This window comes from Streptomyces sp. NPDC055099, assembly GCF_053607685.1.
On sequence record NZ_JBSGUA010000023.1, the window covers coordinates 17,081 to 29,532 of the forward strand.

11 protein-coding genes and 1 pseudogene are annotated in these 12,452 nt (G+C 67.8%); 7 read left to right on the forward strand and 5 right to left on the reverse strand.

From position 1 onward, the window contains the following. Positions 1–72: 72 nt before the first annotated feature. The 3 genes and pseudogenes from ACWFRU_RS37040 to ACWFRU_RS37050 all read left to right on the forward strand — a co-directional run. Positions 73–561, forward strand: a complete 489-nt coding sequence (locus ACWFRU_RS37040) for a hypothetical protein (RefSeq protein ID WP_453692502.1) — start codon at positions 73–75, stop codon at positions 559–561. Positions 562–726: 165 nt separating this feature from the next. Further along, positions 727–1,233: a hypothetical protein gene (locus ACWFRU_RS37045; RefSeq protein WP_453692503.1), complete on the forward strand. Its 507-nt coding sequence runs from the start codon at positions 727–729 to the stop codon at positions 1,231–1,233. Between the two features lie 157 nt (positions 1,234–1,390). Next, positions 1,391–1,681: pseudogene (locus tag ACWFRU_RS37050) on the forward strand (transposase family protein); the annotation flags it as partial. A gap of 167 nt (positions 1,682–1,848) precedes the next feature. Here the strand turns inward: ACWFRU_RS37050 and ACWFRU_RS37055 are convergent. Beyond that, entirely contained in the window at positions 1,849–2,526 is a 678-nt protein-coding gene (locus ACWFRU_RS37055; protein WP_453692504.1) for a hypothetical protein, read from the reverse strand. Between the two features lie 182 nt (positions 2,527–2,708). Between ACWFRU_RS37055 and ACWFRU_RS37060 the strand changes: the two genes are divergently transcribed. Both ACWFRU_RS37060 and ACWFRU_RS37065 read left to right on the forward strand, forming a co-directional pair. Beyond that, entirely contained in the window at positions 2,709–3,185 is a 477-nt protein-coding gene (locus ACWFRU_RS37060) for a multicopper oxidase family protein (protein WP_453692505.1), read from the forward strand. 9 nt (positions 3,186–3,194) lie between these two features. Further along, entirely contained in the window at positions 3,195–3,440 is a 246-nt protein-coding gene (locus tag ACWFRU_RS37065) for a multicopper oxidase domain-containing protein (protein WP_453692506.1), read from the forward strand. Positions 3,441–3,598: 158 nt separating this feature from the next. Here ACWFRU_RS37065 and ACWFRU_RS37070 read toward each other — a convergent pair whose 3' ends face one another. Both ACWFRU_RS37070 and ACWFRU_RS37075 read right to left on the reverse strand, forming a co-directional pair. Continuing rightward, the gene (locus tag ACWFRU_RS37070; protein WP_453692507.1) at positions 3,599–6,358 is read right to left on the reverse strand and encodes a hypothetical protein; all 2,760 of its coding nucleotides are present in this window, start codon (positions 6,356–6,358) and stop codon (positions 3,599–3,601) included. Positions 6,359–7,086: 728 nt separating this feature from the next. Beyond that, the gene (locus tag ACWFRU_RS37075) at positions 7,087–8,295 is read right to left on the reverse strand and encodes a serine hydrolase domain-containing protein (RefSeq protein ID WP_453692508.1); all 1,209 of its coding nucleotides are present in this window, start codon (positions 8,293–8,295) and stop codon (positions 7,087–7,089) included. 720 nt (positions 8,296–9,015) lie between these two features. Here ACWFRU_RS37075 and ACWFRU_RS37080 point away from each other — a divergent pair. After that, the gene (locus ACWFRU_RS37080) at positions 9,016–9,690 is read left to right on the forward strand and encodes a LysE family translocator (RefSeq protein WP_453692509.1); all 675 of its coding nucleotides are present in this window, start codon (positions 9,016–9,018) and stop codon (positions 9,688–9,690) included. A gap of 22 nt (positions 9,691–9,712) precedes the next feature. On the opposite strand, the gene ACWFRU_RS37085 is transcribed toward ACWFRU_RS37080, so the two are convergent. Then, positions 9,713–10,906: an MFS transporter gene (locus ACWFRU_RS37085; protein WP_453692510.1), complete on the reverse strand. Its 1,194-nt coding sequence runs from the start codon at positions 10,904–10,906 to the stop codon at positions 9,713–9,715. A gap of 136 nt (positions 10,907–11,042) precedes the next feature. On the opposite strand from ACWFRU_RS37085, the gene ACWFRU_RS37090 reads away from it, so the two are divergent. Next, complete coding sequence (locus ACWFRU_RS37090) at positions 11,043–11,621, forward strand: helix-turn-helix domain-containing protein (protein ID WP_453692511.1); 579 nt, start codon at positions 11,043–11,045, stop codon at positions 11,619–11,621. A gap of 32 nt (positions 11,622–11,653) precedes the next feature. On the opposite strand, the gene ACWFRU_RS37095 is transcribed toward ACWFRU_RS37090, so the two are convergent. Beyond that, complete coding sequence (locus ACWFRU_RS37095) at positions 11,654–12,388, reverse strand: maleylpyruvate isomerase family mycothiol-dependent enzyme (protein WP_453692512.1); 735 nt, start codon at positions 12,386–12,388, stop codon at positions 11,654–11,656. Between the last annotated feature and the right edge of the window lie 64 nt (positions 12,389–12,452).

Consider the following 12,452-nt stretch of genomic DNA (forward strand, 5'->3'; position numbering starts at 1 on the left):
GACGGCCGTCGCGCCGTGCAGTAGACCCCTTGGGAAGGCACCTACCGACTACCGATATCCGAGGGAGGCCACATGCCTTCGATCACGGTTTCGCAGTTCCGGGAGTTCGTCTTCGACTGGATGCGGGAGAACGGCGCGCGGGCCCAGCGCGTGCAGCTCCTCGACTGGGGCTGGGAGTGGTGGCTGCAGGCCGAGCTCGCGGGCAATCTGCGGGCGCGCGACTCGCTGCTGGACGTGCGGCGGGAACAGTTCGTCTTCGATGGCAAGCAGCGTAGTGACCTGCTGCTCAACGGATCCAGCGCTGTGCCGGGCGAGCGGATCATCGTCGAGCTGAAGACCATGCGTGCCACGGAGTACAACACCCCTGCCTTCGTCAAGGAGATCGAGGCGGATGTGGACAAGCTCCAGAACCATCTGAAGGCGACGCACAAGGGCGCCCAACTGTTCGTCATGGCTTTTTACTTCGACGCCAATGCCCCCATCCCCACGGGCTTCCAGCGCAGGGAGAACCTCCACAAGGATCTGGCGATCTGCTGGCGGGAGATGGTGATTCTCGACTGAAGGCGACGTGAACGGTGGGTGAGGGCCCGGCAAGCCCTCACGCGCCATCTGCCCGACAGCCGGAGCGCGCCAGGTACTTGGCCATGCTCCGAGCACGCGGACCCGGCAGTGAAGCCTGCAACTTCGCGTCGCCCCGAGGAAGGGCGCCTCTGGCAAGATGACGATATGTTCGATTTCGGCATCGTCGGCTACCGGCCCACATGGTTGGACGGCCGAAGTGACGTCGTACGAGAGCATGGGCACCGGCTGCGTGGTCTCGTCGGCCGAACCCTCACAAGGGTCTGGATGGTCTGGGACCTCGGGGATGACGAGTGGTTCTCCGACTGTCCGGTGTTGTTCGACTTCGATGGCCAGCAGATCGAGATCAACCATCAAAAGCTGGGCGATCTCTCCCTGACGTGGAACATGATCGACCCCACTTGCCCGGTCCGGTGGCCCGGCTTCGACCTGCAGTGGCACCCGGAACCTCTTCCCGGGCTGCAGGCCCTGCGGGGGCTGCCGCTCAAATCGGCCGACCTGCTCGAATGGACGGGCAGGGACGTCGCTCAGGGCAACGTCGACGTCAGCTTCGTCTTCGGGACGGGGCGCGTGACTGTCTTCAACGCACTCGACGAGAACGGCGTGAGCTTTACCCCTCCCGGTCCGAGTCAGCGCACCCACCCGTTCCCTTGACACCCTCGGAGTTCAGGCATCGCGCCATTTCGGGCGAGCTCGCAACCGGTCGCGGTGAGCACGCAGAGCCAGCACCTCTCGGGGGCGGATCCCTGAGGACCTTCGGGGTCTGAGGTTGTCCCGTAGCTCATGCGGTTGCTGGGGCGTTGACTGGTCCACCGAGACCGGCGTCGACATCGCCTGCCGCGGCGTCCCCGTGATCGCCGATTGCGGCTACCAGGGCACCGGCCTGCTCATCCCTCACCGCCGTCGACGCGGTCAACAATCCCTGAGCCCGCAGCAGGAAGCCGAGAACAAGGTGCACCGCAAGGCCCGCGCCCGCGTCGAGCACGCCCTGTCCCGGCTGAAGAACTGGAAGATCCTGCGGGACTGCCGCCTCAAGGGCAGCGGCGTTCACCAGGCCATCCTTGGCATCGCACGCCTCCACAACATGGCCCTCACCGGATAACTCCCGCCCCATACGGGACAGCCTTCAGACGGTGCATGCACATCCGGCTGCGAGCACGTCGGTACAGATGCGAGAACGCCGCGTGCTCGCATCGCATGTTAGTCGAACAGATACCGGAGCTGACGTGCCGCTACGCGCGGCGGACGAAGGCCGGGCATTGCACCGCGTTACGGCCGCTTGGCGCTCGCCTTTTCGAGTTCCCGAAGGATGGCTGTTTCGTCTCGTCCCCGTACGGTCTCCTCCAAGCTGTGGCCGTCGCGCTGGGAGAACCGCTCGCCCTTGGCGAAGTCGTCCTCGCTCAGCGTCTGGCCGCACCACTCACCTTGCCCCGCCACATGGCCGTCGAACGGCACGGCGGCCCCCTCTCCGAGAACCACCCAGTGGCCTGCGTCCCAGCGCAGGGCAAGGACGTATGTGTGACCGGTCTCGAGCCGGGGTGCCTCCGGAGCCGTGCCCTTGATTCGTTTGCCGTTCCGGTGCACCTTCCAGCCTGGCGCGGTCATGTCGAACGTGCTTCCCAGCTCGTGCCGGGGGGTGGCGGCGGACCAGAGCACTTTCTCCTTTCGGAGCGTCAGTGCGCGGTCGATCGTGTACCGCACCGGTCCCTTGGCGAGGTCGTGCCGGTTGCTGTCGCGCTCGGCAGTCGGCAGCGCCACGACCACGTGGTCCGCGCCAGCCTTCCAGTCCGCTGCACTCTGCGAGGGGTAGGGGTTGTCGGCGGTGCCGCAACCCACCACGGTGCGGAGCCCTGGCCGGCCGATCAGTACACCTGCAGTGATACCGGCGAGCGCCAGCACGGCTATGGCGGGTCTACCGGACAGCGAGTGGCGAACCGTGAACTGCAACTCAGATCTCCCGTTCGAGAACAGCATGGGCCATTCAGGTTGTATTGGTGTTGATCACTTTTATCGCCGGTTGGTTCCGAGAAGGCGACAGCAAGTAGCTGCATGGGCATCTGCCCGCGAAGATGGACGGCGGGCCGCACCAGATGGTCAGACCGGGCGGCAAGTGCAGTCCGCGCTAGACCGTGGACCAGCCCGCATCGACGCTCTGGTACTGCCCTCATCCGCACGGCGCGACGGAGAAGCACGTGCAGCGCGGCCTCGCGGGCATGTCCCTCGTCATGTCCCTCGTCGACGACAAGCAAGCGTCGCGCGCGCTGCCCAAGAGATACGGGGTCGACGATCTGCCAGTGAACGTGCAGGACGTCAGGTTCGACGGCGCGCAGTTCGACCACGGCCACGACATGATGCGCCACGTCGGGTTCCTGGGCGACCGGACCATGGCCAACGGCACGCTCCACCCGTACCAGAAGGTCGGCGACGAGCTCGTTCGGCTGCGGCTGCTCAACGCCTCGACGGCTCGCACGTACGACTTCGGCTTCCCGGACGACCGCTCATTCTCACTGGTGGGCAAGGACGGCGGTCTTCTCGAGCAGTCGGCCCGCATGCGGGGGATACAGCTGTCACCCGGCGAACGGGCTGAAGATGGACCGAATAGATGAGACTTCCGGGTGCTTAGGGTGAACGGCGAGGCGCCACCGCCCGAGCTGCGCGGAGCCAAGGACACGGTGTTCCTGGCGAACGGCACGACGATGAAGCTGGCGACGCGATTCGAGGGATCGGCCGACCCGGATACCCCGTACATGTACCACTGCCATCTGCTGGCACACGAAGACGGCGGAATGATGGGTCAGTTCGTCGTCGCGGAGAAGGGGCAGAAAGCGGGCACGCCGTCACGAGGACACGACAGCCATTAGCTGTGTGCAGGAACCTGCACATCTGCTTCCGTGCGCCGGCCGGGGAGCGATCCGCTCTCCCCGGCCGGCTGACCTCACGGGCACGGTGTGGCCGTCCGCTGTCCTCGTGGTGGTCTCAAGACACCGGGAGGACAGCGGTGCGGGGCCTGTGCCCGGGGCTACCTCTTCTTGCGGTGGGTGGTGCGGGTCTTTCCTTGGTGGATGGCGGCGCGGGTCTCCTCGGCCTGCGCCTTGATGGTCTTTTGGACCGGTGCGGGCAGGCCCTTGCCGCGGAACGTGTCGACCATCTTGTTGAGGACGGCGTCGGCTTCCACCAGGTTGCCGTCCTTGGCGTGGACGCGGGCGAGGCGGCGCATGGCCTTGTTGAGGGTGATGTTGTCCAGGCCCTCGTCGCCGGTGGAGGCGTTGATGGCGGCGCTGAGCTGCTGGACGCTTTCCTTGATGTCGGGTTCGCGGACGACGAGCCGGCCGTCGCGGATGTACTGGAAGTGACGGCCGGCGTTGGCGCCGCGGGCCAGCCGGGCGTGCGCGGCGAGCGGGTGGTCGCCGTAACGCTCGATGACTTCCTGCAGGGCGTCGTTGCCGCCCTGCAGCTGCGGGGCGTCGGAGCCGAGGAACGTCAGCAGCTGTCCCTGGTCGTCGCCCTGCAACAGTTCGCCGATGTGCTGGTCGGCGGCGGCGAGCGGCTGGCGGATGCGGATCGTGCGCGGGGCGGAGACCACGCGGGATCCGTCGGGCGCCTGGTAGGCGGCGCTCACCTTGTACAGGCCCGGTTCGCTGAAGTAGAGACCGTCGGCGCCGTAACCGAGATACACGCTCGCGTAGAGGGGTGGCGTCTCGGTGGTGAGCGTGGTGGTGTCGTGCCCGCAGGTGTGGGTGAGGGGCTTGAACAGGCGGCTCTGCCCGTAGGGGTCGGTGATCGCGACGGTGACGTGTCCTGCCTCCGGGTTCAGGTCAGGGTACACGGTGACCTGGCTGCGGCTGCCGCTGCGGCCCAGTTTGAGCTGGGCGACGACCGGCTCGCCGTAGGCGAAGGCCGCTTGTCCCTCCAGCTCCAGTGCGAGGCCGGATTCGTCGGTCAGCGGTTGTGCGACCAGCTCCAGGGTGGGCTGCTCCTTGGCGGCGCCGGTCCCGAAGTTGCTGCCGCCCAGGATCACGTTGCGGTAGAAGCCGTGCCGCAGGTGGCGGATCTCGTCCTCGGTGAAGCTGAAGGGGAAGGCACGGAAGAACGCGGCGGTGCGCTCGTTCTCGGCTGCGCTGGGGTCTCCGTCGTAGAGGTGTGGGTAGGACATCCACGACAGGTCGCTGTAACGGCCGCGGGGATTCAGCGGTGCGGGCGGGTCGGCCGCGTCCTTGGAGAAGGAGTGCAGCAGGTTGAAGGCGTGGCCGAGTTCGTGGATGTAGGTGTGCAGTTCGTCGTTGGTGCCGAGGACGTTGTTCTTCGTGAAGACCGCGATGCCTTGCCGTTGCAGGCCCGTGGCGTCGAACATGACGCCGGCCACGGACTTTCCGTCGGAGTAGTCACGCGCGACGAGGGTCCACAGCTTCCACTGCGGTATGTCGCGGTACTCGCTGAAGTTGGCCACCATCGCCGCGTGCAGTTCGGCCTTGGACCACAACAGGTCCGCGCCGGCCCCGGTGGTGTCCAGGACGTTGCGGGTGCCGACGGTGCGCAGCTCGACGCCCGCTTCGGCGAAGGAGGAGGGCACCGTGAGCACACGGTCCGCGAATCCGGGCGGCGTGGTGGCCTTCGACGTGTCGTAACTGACGAGTTCGGCCTCTCCGACCACCGTGTCGACCTCGTAGTCCACCGTGCGGAAGTACGTGGTTGCCTTGGGCAGTTCCCGCCAGATGGCGCGGTAGTAGGAGTTCGCGTCCTCCAGGGTCAGCCACGCGGCAGTCCGCTGCGGCTGGCCGACCGTGGTGAGATTGATCAGCATCCGGACCTGGACGAGGTCGGGTGACGGGGTGGCCCACGTGAGTCCCTTACCCACGATCACGACGTAGTCATGAGTCCACTGCACGTCGATGCTGGTGGTGCGGAAGGAGTTGGCGTAGGTGGTGGTCTGGCCCGACACCGTGAAGAGGTCGCCGCTGATCGTGGACAGCGTGCCGACGCCGTCGACGTCGATCCGCGCCTCGAGGCTTTGGCCGGTGTTGGCTGCCTGGTAGGTCCCCGACAGAGGAAGGTACTGCGCCGTGTAGTGTGCCGGAATCTTGCCCAGGCCCGTGGTGAGGGAGGTGAGCGCGCCCGACTTCTCCACGCCGGTCTGCCAGTTGAGGATGACTCCTTGTGTTCCCTTGACGAGCAGCGTGCGGCGTACCCCGGCGGCGGGCGCAAGGGCGACGACGTGGTCGAGGTCGGAGCGGAAGTCGGCCGGGAGCTGGGCCCACCCGGGCGCGTCCGCGTCCGGTCCTTGCGTGATCAGCGCATTACGTTCGACGGACTCCGCGTTGACACCCCAGTTGTAGGTGAGGACGCGGCTGCCCTTGAACACGTACGTGCGCCATTCGTTCGCCGAGGAGTTGGGAGCCTGCAGCAGCGCGTCGATGTTGTTCTGCCAGTCGGCGGGCAGCCAGCTGCGCATGGCCAGCTCTCCGCACTTCACCACGCCGGTGCCCACGCGATACTGAAGGCTGTCCGAGCCGGTGAGGAACAGATACTGTGCCGAGCCGTCCGTGTAGGCGGGCAGTTGGACTACGGCGTGCGGGTACAGCATGAAGTCCTGGTACTGCGTCTGCCGCAGCTCGGTGAACTGGCTCCCGTACACGTCGTGCGTTGCCGCGTCGGAGAGCAGCGCCGTCTCGCTGATGGCCGCGGCAGTGGAGGGCCGCAGGAACATCGCGGACCAGCCCTGAGCAGTCGGGCAGGCCACCGCGCAGCGGAACCCCGTGGACTTGTGCCTGAGGAACGCCATGAGCGTCCCCTCTCTGAAGTGGTCGCGGCTTCAAGCACGCGAACGCTGGGCCTTCACCACAGCACCGAGGCGCACATTCCCCCAGACGCGCTACCGGCCATCTCGTCCCGATGGGGGCTCCGGTCAGCGGACGTGCACACCGGGCGCTCAAGGCACCCATGGACCGGTAGTGGCCCACCTTGCTCGCCAGCACCGGGAGCCGGTCACATGCGCCCGAAGCCGACGGCTCCACTGGCCGCAAAAGGCACCCTTGCCTCATCCGGCGGACCTGAGGCTTCCACCGTCCGGAGACCGGACAACTACTACGGCTGAACTTCGCAAACGAGCCCGAACTGTCAATGGGGTACCGCCCGTCGGCGCGGGCGCCGCCGACGGGCGCGTTGCCCTGGTTCCAGGATCTTTATCCTGGCCGAGGATTGCGCCGCGGAGGTGCGGCGTCGGTTGCCTTCGGGCAATCCAAAGAGTTCTTCGTGCCGTAGATGGCCGCCGTCGTCCAGACCGGCACCGAGCCTGCCCAGCGCGGCTCCCTCACACAGTCGTACGCTGGCCGATGAGGACGGGGGAGGTGCTCAACGCAGCAAGCACCTTCACCCTGCTTACCGCCACCGCCAAAGCCTGTGGGCCGTTGTCTGTGGCCTGACTCCCGGACCGGCTGGGTCTCACGCCGCTGCGTACACGTGGGGGGGAGTGCGTTCGTTCAGGACGCCGTCGGCGACACCGCGCAGTATCTAGCGCGGGGGAACCGGACGATCGTAGACGTTGTTGGGGGTGACGATCTCGGTGATTGCTCGAGCGACCAGCGAGGACGGCTCCTGGCCGTCATGCGTGATGTCGGTGTTGAGGAGCAGGACCAAGGTCGCCTTCTGCGAGGGAAGGTAGACCGTCACGCTCTCATAGCCCGGGATGGAACCGTTGTGCCCGATCCAGCCACCAGTCTTGAAGATGCCGAGGCCGTAGCTCGTTCCGGGGTGGCCGGTCGGCAGCATCCGGAGCCGCTGCTTCTGGGTCTCCGGGCGGAGCAGCGTCCCCGTGGCGACGGTCTTGGCCCAGCGGCGCAGGTCGTGCAGGTTCGAGATCATCGCCCCAGCGGCTCCGGCCCAACTGGGGTTCCAGTCGGTGGAGTCCTCGATCTTGCCGCTCAGTGTCTGGTTGGTGTAGCCGCGGGCGTGCGGCTCGGGGAACTCCGGGCCACTGGGGAACAGCGTGTGTTCGAGGTGGGCCGGGTGCAGCACCCGCTTGTGAATGACGTCGGCGACGCGATGACCGGTGACCTTCTCGATCACCAGACCCAGAAGAACCAGGTTGCTGTTGGAGTACTGGAACTGCTTGCCCGGCGCGAAGGTGTTCCGGTGCTTGAAGCCGTACGCGAGCACCTCCCGCTGGGCGAACGAGCGGCCCGGGTCGCTCAGCAGATCGCGCACGAAATCCGGGTCTTCGGTGTACGGGAACAAGCCGCTGCGCATCTCGGCGAGGTGGCGCAGTGTGATCCGGTGACCGTTCGGCACGCCGCGGACGTAGCGGGAGATCGGGTCGTCAAGCCGGATGCACCCGTCGTCCACGAGCTGCAGCAGGGCGGTCACCGTGAAGGTCTTGGTCTCGCTGCCGATCCGCGTGTAGAGGTCGGTGGTCATCGGTTGACCGGTGGTGGTGTCGGCGACCCCGCTCGCGCGGACGTAGCGTCCCTTGCCGGGCATCCATAGCCCGACGGCGATGCCGGGGATGTTGGCCTCCCGGCGGACCTCCTCGATGGCCTTGTCCAGTCGTGCGGTCATGCCACGGCTGAAGCCGCCCGGCTGGTGTTCGTCCTGGTCGTGGCGGTCGACCTCCGTGAGGCGGGTGGCAGTACCGGCAGCGGCGGGAACCGTCCCCATCGGGGCCAGTACGGTCGCCACCAAGACTGCAGCTGCGAGCAGGCGGCGGGAGGGAGTACGTCTCATGTCGGTGCACTTCTTCCGGATCGGGGCTGAGGGTGCAACGGCACCATCCGGAGTCCGGCGGGGAGCCCTCCTGCGGTAGGCGTCCTTGCGAATCCACTCGATCGGACCGAGCCGCGGTCTCGCGGAGCGGTCGCCGAACGTGGCGAGACCCTCTCAACAGCCCCGCGCCCCACTCGTGGCCGCTGACCGGAATGGCCCCCAGGTCGCGGGTGGCGGTGAGCACCTTGGGGTCGATCTCGACCCTGGTGCCGTACAGATCGGGCAGCAAGAGGCGCTGCGCGAGGTCATCGATCCAGTGCACGGAGATCAGGCGTTCGGTGCGCACCATCATTTGCGTGTCCATGTGCCTCAGGGGGTACACGGGCCCCATGGCCCTCACCTTGGTGCGCCCCGCTTACGATGCGTGGCGCCCAGGCGAGCACCGTGGCACCTTCGGTGGCGGCTGTCCGGCGTGCGTCACCGCCACCGGGGCGCTGAAGTTGTGCAGCTTCGACGGCGCGAGCCAGGCCGGGACCGCACAGTTGGCCAGATCCGTAGATAAGGCAGTGACGGAAGCGCCGCACCGTGACGGCAGGCCCGACCCGCGGGGTCAACGTCTGGCCGAGGGCTATTTCCTGGACCGTTCGGGCGAGACAAGCGGGGTGCGCGGCGCCGTCTACCGCACCGGAGGCCCCCCGCGCCCGCGGCCACCAGGCTGCGGTGCTGATGAACGGAGAACGGATGTCAGTTGACCTCATCGGTTTCCTGGGTGTGGTGCTCGTTGCCTATGTGGTCCCAGGGCCGGACTTTTTGGTGGCGCTCCGCTCAGCAGCCGAGCACCCCTCCCAAGGCCGGGCGGCAGCACTGGGAGCTCAAGCGGGACTGTGCGTGCACATGCTCGCCGCCGCCGTCGGCCTGTCCGTGATCGCTGCCCACACACCCGTGGTGTACGACTCCATCAAACTCATGGGCGCTGCCTATCTCGTATACCTGGGCGTACGGGCGGTGCTCGCCGCGCGGCGCAGTGCCCGAGAGCGCGCCGCCGCGGGTCGCGAACAGCGCAAGATCCCCCGCGCGGCCGCCCAGAACGCCCCAGGTCAACCGCAGTCGGCCGCCGTGCGATGGCGCTCCAGCTTCACCCAGGGATTTTTCACCAACGTACTCAACCCCAAGGCGGCGCTGTTCTTCCTCAGCATCCTGCCGCAGTTCGTCAGCGGAGGCGGCTCCAGGACCCAGCAGATCTTCCTGCTCGGCATCCTGGATGTCCTCATCGGGGTCGGCTTCTGGTTCGCCCTGGTCGCGGTCGCCGTGCGGCTACGCACCCTGTTGACCCGGCCGAAGATCCGCCACCGCTGGGAACTGACCACCGGCTGGCTGTTCATCGCCATGGGCGTCGGCGTCGCCACGGCAGCCTGACTGATGGCTTGTCGAGCAGTGCTCAGCTACGGGCTCCACGGGCCCGGTCCAGGAGGATGAGGGGCACCGCGGCCGCAGCCAGGGCGGCTCCGATCCAGGAGACCGAGGTGAGAGCGGCGCCGTGGGTGAGTACGGCTGCGGCCAGTACGGGGGTGATGCTGATGCCCAGTTGGAAGGCCGAGACGGTGGTGGCGCCGGCGAGGGTGGGGGCGGCGGCCGCGATGGCGAACACCCTCCCGTACAACGCCGGATTCAGTACGAAGGCGGCGACACCGAGCAGGAACACCGTGGGCAGCACGGCCCAGACGCGGTGAATGGCGGCCACCATCAGGAGCGACAGCAGCGCGGTTGCCAGGGCGCCGGTGAGCAGTGCGAGGTGGGGGCGCCGGTCGGCGACCCGGCCGCCGATGGAGAGCCCGGCGAAGGCCCCGACGCCGAACAGTGCGAGGACGGCAGGGATCCAGCTTTCGGGCATCTTCGTGATCTCGTCGAGCATCGCTGCCAGGTAGTTGAACGTGATCATGTATGCCGCGGTGGTCAGAATCGTGATCGCGTAGATGCCCCACAGCGACGGCTTGCGCATCGTGGTCAGCTCTGCCGACACCCTCGGCCGCGCGTCGGGCGCGGCGCCGGGGCGGGCGGCGGGGAGTCCGAGTAGGCAGCCGGCCATCCCTGCGACGGTCAGGGCCACGACTGCCCAGAAACCGCCACGCCAGGTGGTGAAGTGGCTCAGCAGTGTGCCTGCCGGACCACCCGCGACCATCGCCACGCTGAGGCCGCTGACCACGACGGCGGAGGCCCGCGCCGCGAGGTTGGGTGTCACCAGCCGCAGCGCTGTCACCGAGGCGACGGCGAAGAATCCGGCGTAGGCAATGCCCGATAGTGCCCTGCTGAGCAGCAGGACCTGGTAGTTGCCCAGCAGCCCGGCCGCCACACTCGCGGCGAACACGGCCTGGGTGGCCACCAGTGTGGTGCGCCGCGGCCAGCGCAGGCTGAGCACGGCGAACGGGGGCCCGCCGATCACGACGCCGACCGCGAACGCCGTGATGAGCAGCCCGGCCGAGGGCAGCGTGACGTTCAGATCGGCGGCGACCGCAGGTAGCACGCCTGCCAGCAGGAACTCCGCGCTTCCCATGGCGAACAGACTGAAGCCCAGCAGGTACACCCCTGTGGGCAGGCGGTCGGCGCGTCCGCCCCAACGCCGCCTGGCAGTCATGGTTGTGGGTTCCGTCCCGACCGGATCCATCCCGATTGTGTCCATCCGGATCACCTCCGCCGACAGGATCCGCAGCCCTGGCAGCCACCGGCCAAAACCGTTGCCGTTTCCGGGACGGAATGGTTGCCTGCTGCTCATGCAGGATCAACCGAGTATCGATGCGGTGATCGAGCAGATCGCCCCCCGGCTGCGCCGCGCACGCGAGAAGAAGGACTGGAGCCTGGCCGAACTCGCCCGCGCCACCGGCATTTCGACCAGTACCTTGTCCCGGCTGGAATCCGCGCAGCGCAAGCCGAGCCTGGAGCTTCTCCTGCCGGTCACCGCGGCGCTGGGCATCCCCCTGGACGAGATCGTTGCCGCGCCGCGCATCGTCGATCCGCGCGTAGAGCAACAGCCCTCCAAGAAGAACGGCCGGGTGCTGGTCCCGCTGTCCCGGCAGCAGGCCGAGCCGCGTGCGTACAAGCTGACGATCCCGGCCCACGACACGGAACCCCATCTGCGCACCCATGCGGGCCACGAGTGGCTCTACGTGCTCCGCGGTCGGCTGCGTGTGCAGATGGGCGAGCGCGATTTCATCGTCGGGGCAGGGGAGGCCGCCGAGTTCGACTGCCGGATTCCGCACTGGTTCGGTGCCGCCGGGCGCGGCAGCGTCGAAGTGCTGAGCCTCTTCGGCAAGCAGGGCGAGCGCATCCACTTCCATACCGCGCGGCGATGACGAGGACGAGTCTGTGCCGGGGTCCTCGACCGTCAGGTTCGCCAGGCGGGCACGGCCGGCAAAGGCCCTGGGGGCTCGATGGTCAAGGTGTGCCCGTCACGGCGTCCGGTGAGCCAGCCCAGGAGCTCGGCCGCGGGGCCGTTCACACAGGGCCCCGGGCCGTCGCCGATGACCCGCAGGACCTGGTCCTCGTCGGCGCGCAAGGTCATGGGCGGCGTGTGGGGATCGGCGCGTAGTTTCGTGATGGTCTTCTTCAGTTCGCGGGCGGTGAAGGAGGCGGGCCAGTGGGCCGGGGAGTGTCCGGTCGCCAGGTCGGTGTGGTGCACCTCCACCTCGCGCAGCATGCTGGAGACCGCCCGGCGCACCGGCCGTTGACCGGCCCCGAGCCAGCGCACCGGCACATCCCACGCGTGTGAGGGATGGGTTTCGGCTGCGGTGAGGAACCGGTGCAACGCGGTGTCCATGTCGTCCAGGAGGGCCTCGGCGGTCCGTCGAGCGCCCTCCTGGATCTCCCGCTCCCGCTGAGCCTCGTCGGCGTACTGCGCAACGTCGCAGCCGGTGCGGGCGGAGGCGAGCAGCCGGGTGCGGGAGTCCGCGCTGCGGGCGAGGTGGGTCAGGACATGGGCGCGGGTCCAGCCCGGCAGCAGGGAAGGAGCCCGTACGTCCTGGTCCGACAGCGTGGCCGCGGTCGCGAGTAACCGGTCCACGCAGATGCGCAGCAGGGGCAGCAGCGCGGCAGGACTGTCCTCGTCTTCGTCGTGCGGCATGGTCCTCCGATCGGTGACGACGTGTCGCCGTACCTGTTCCCGGTCTGCCACGCGATGCACACCA

What these genes read in the sequence shown, in the direction of transcription:
- ACWFRU_RS37040 (WP_453692502.1), top strand. Translation starts at nt 73, where the DNA reads ATGCCTTCGATCACGGTTTCGCAGTTCCGGGAGTTCGTCTTCGACTGG.
- ACWFRU_RS37045 (WP_453692503.1), top strand. Translation starts at nt 727, where the DNA reads ATGTTCGATTTCGGCATCGTCGGCTACCGGCCCACATGGTTGGACGGC.
- ACWFRU_RS37070 (WP_453692507.1), bottom strand. Translation starts at nt 6,358, where the DNA reads ATGGCGTTCCTCAGGCACAAGTCCACGGGGTTCCGCTGCGCGGTGGCC.
- ACWFRU_RS37075 (WP_453692508.1), bottom strand. Translation starts at nt 8,295, where the DNA reads ATGAGACGTACTCCCTCCCGCCGCCTGCTCGCAGCTGCAGTCTTGGTG.
- ACWFRU_RS37080 (WP_453692509.1), top strand. Translation starts at nt 9,016, where the DNA reads ATGTCAGTTGACCTCATCGGTTTCCTGGGTGTGGTGCTCGTTGCCTAT.
- ACWFRU_RS37085 (WP_453692510.1), bottom strand. Translation starts at nt 10,906, where the DNA reads ATGACTGCCAGGCGGCGTTGGGGCGGACGCGCCGACCGCCTGCCCACA.
- ACWFRU_RS37090 (WP_453692511.1), top strand. Translation starts at nt 11,043, where the DNA reads ATGCAGGATCAACCGAGTATCGATGCGGTGATCGAGCAGATCGCCCCC.
- ACWFRU_RS37095 (WP_453692512.1), bottom strand. Translation starts at nt 12,388, where the DNA reads ATGCCGCACGACGAAGACGAGGACAGTCCTGCCGCGCTGCTGCCCCTG.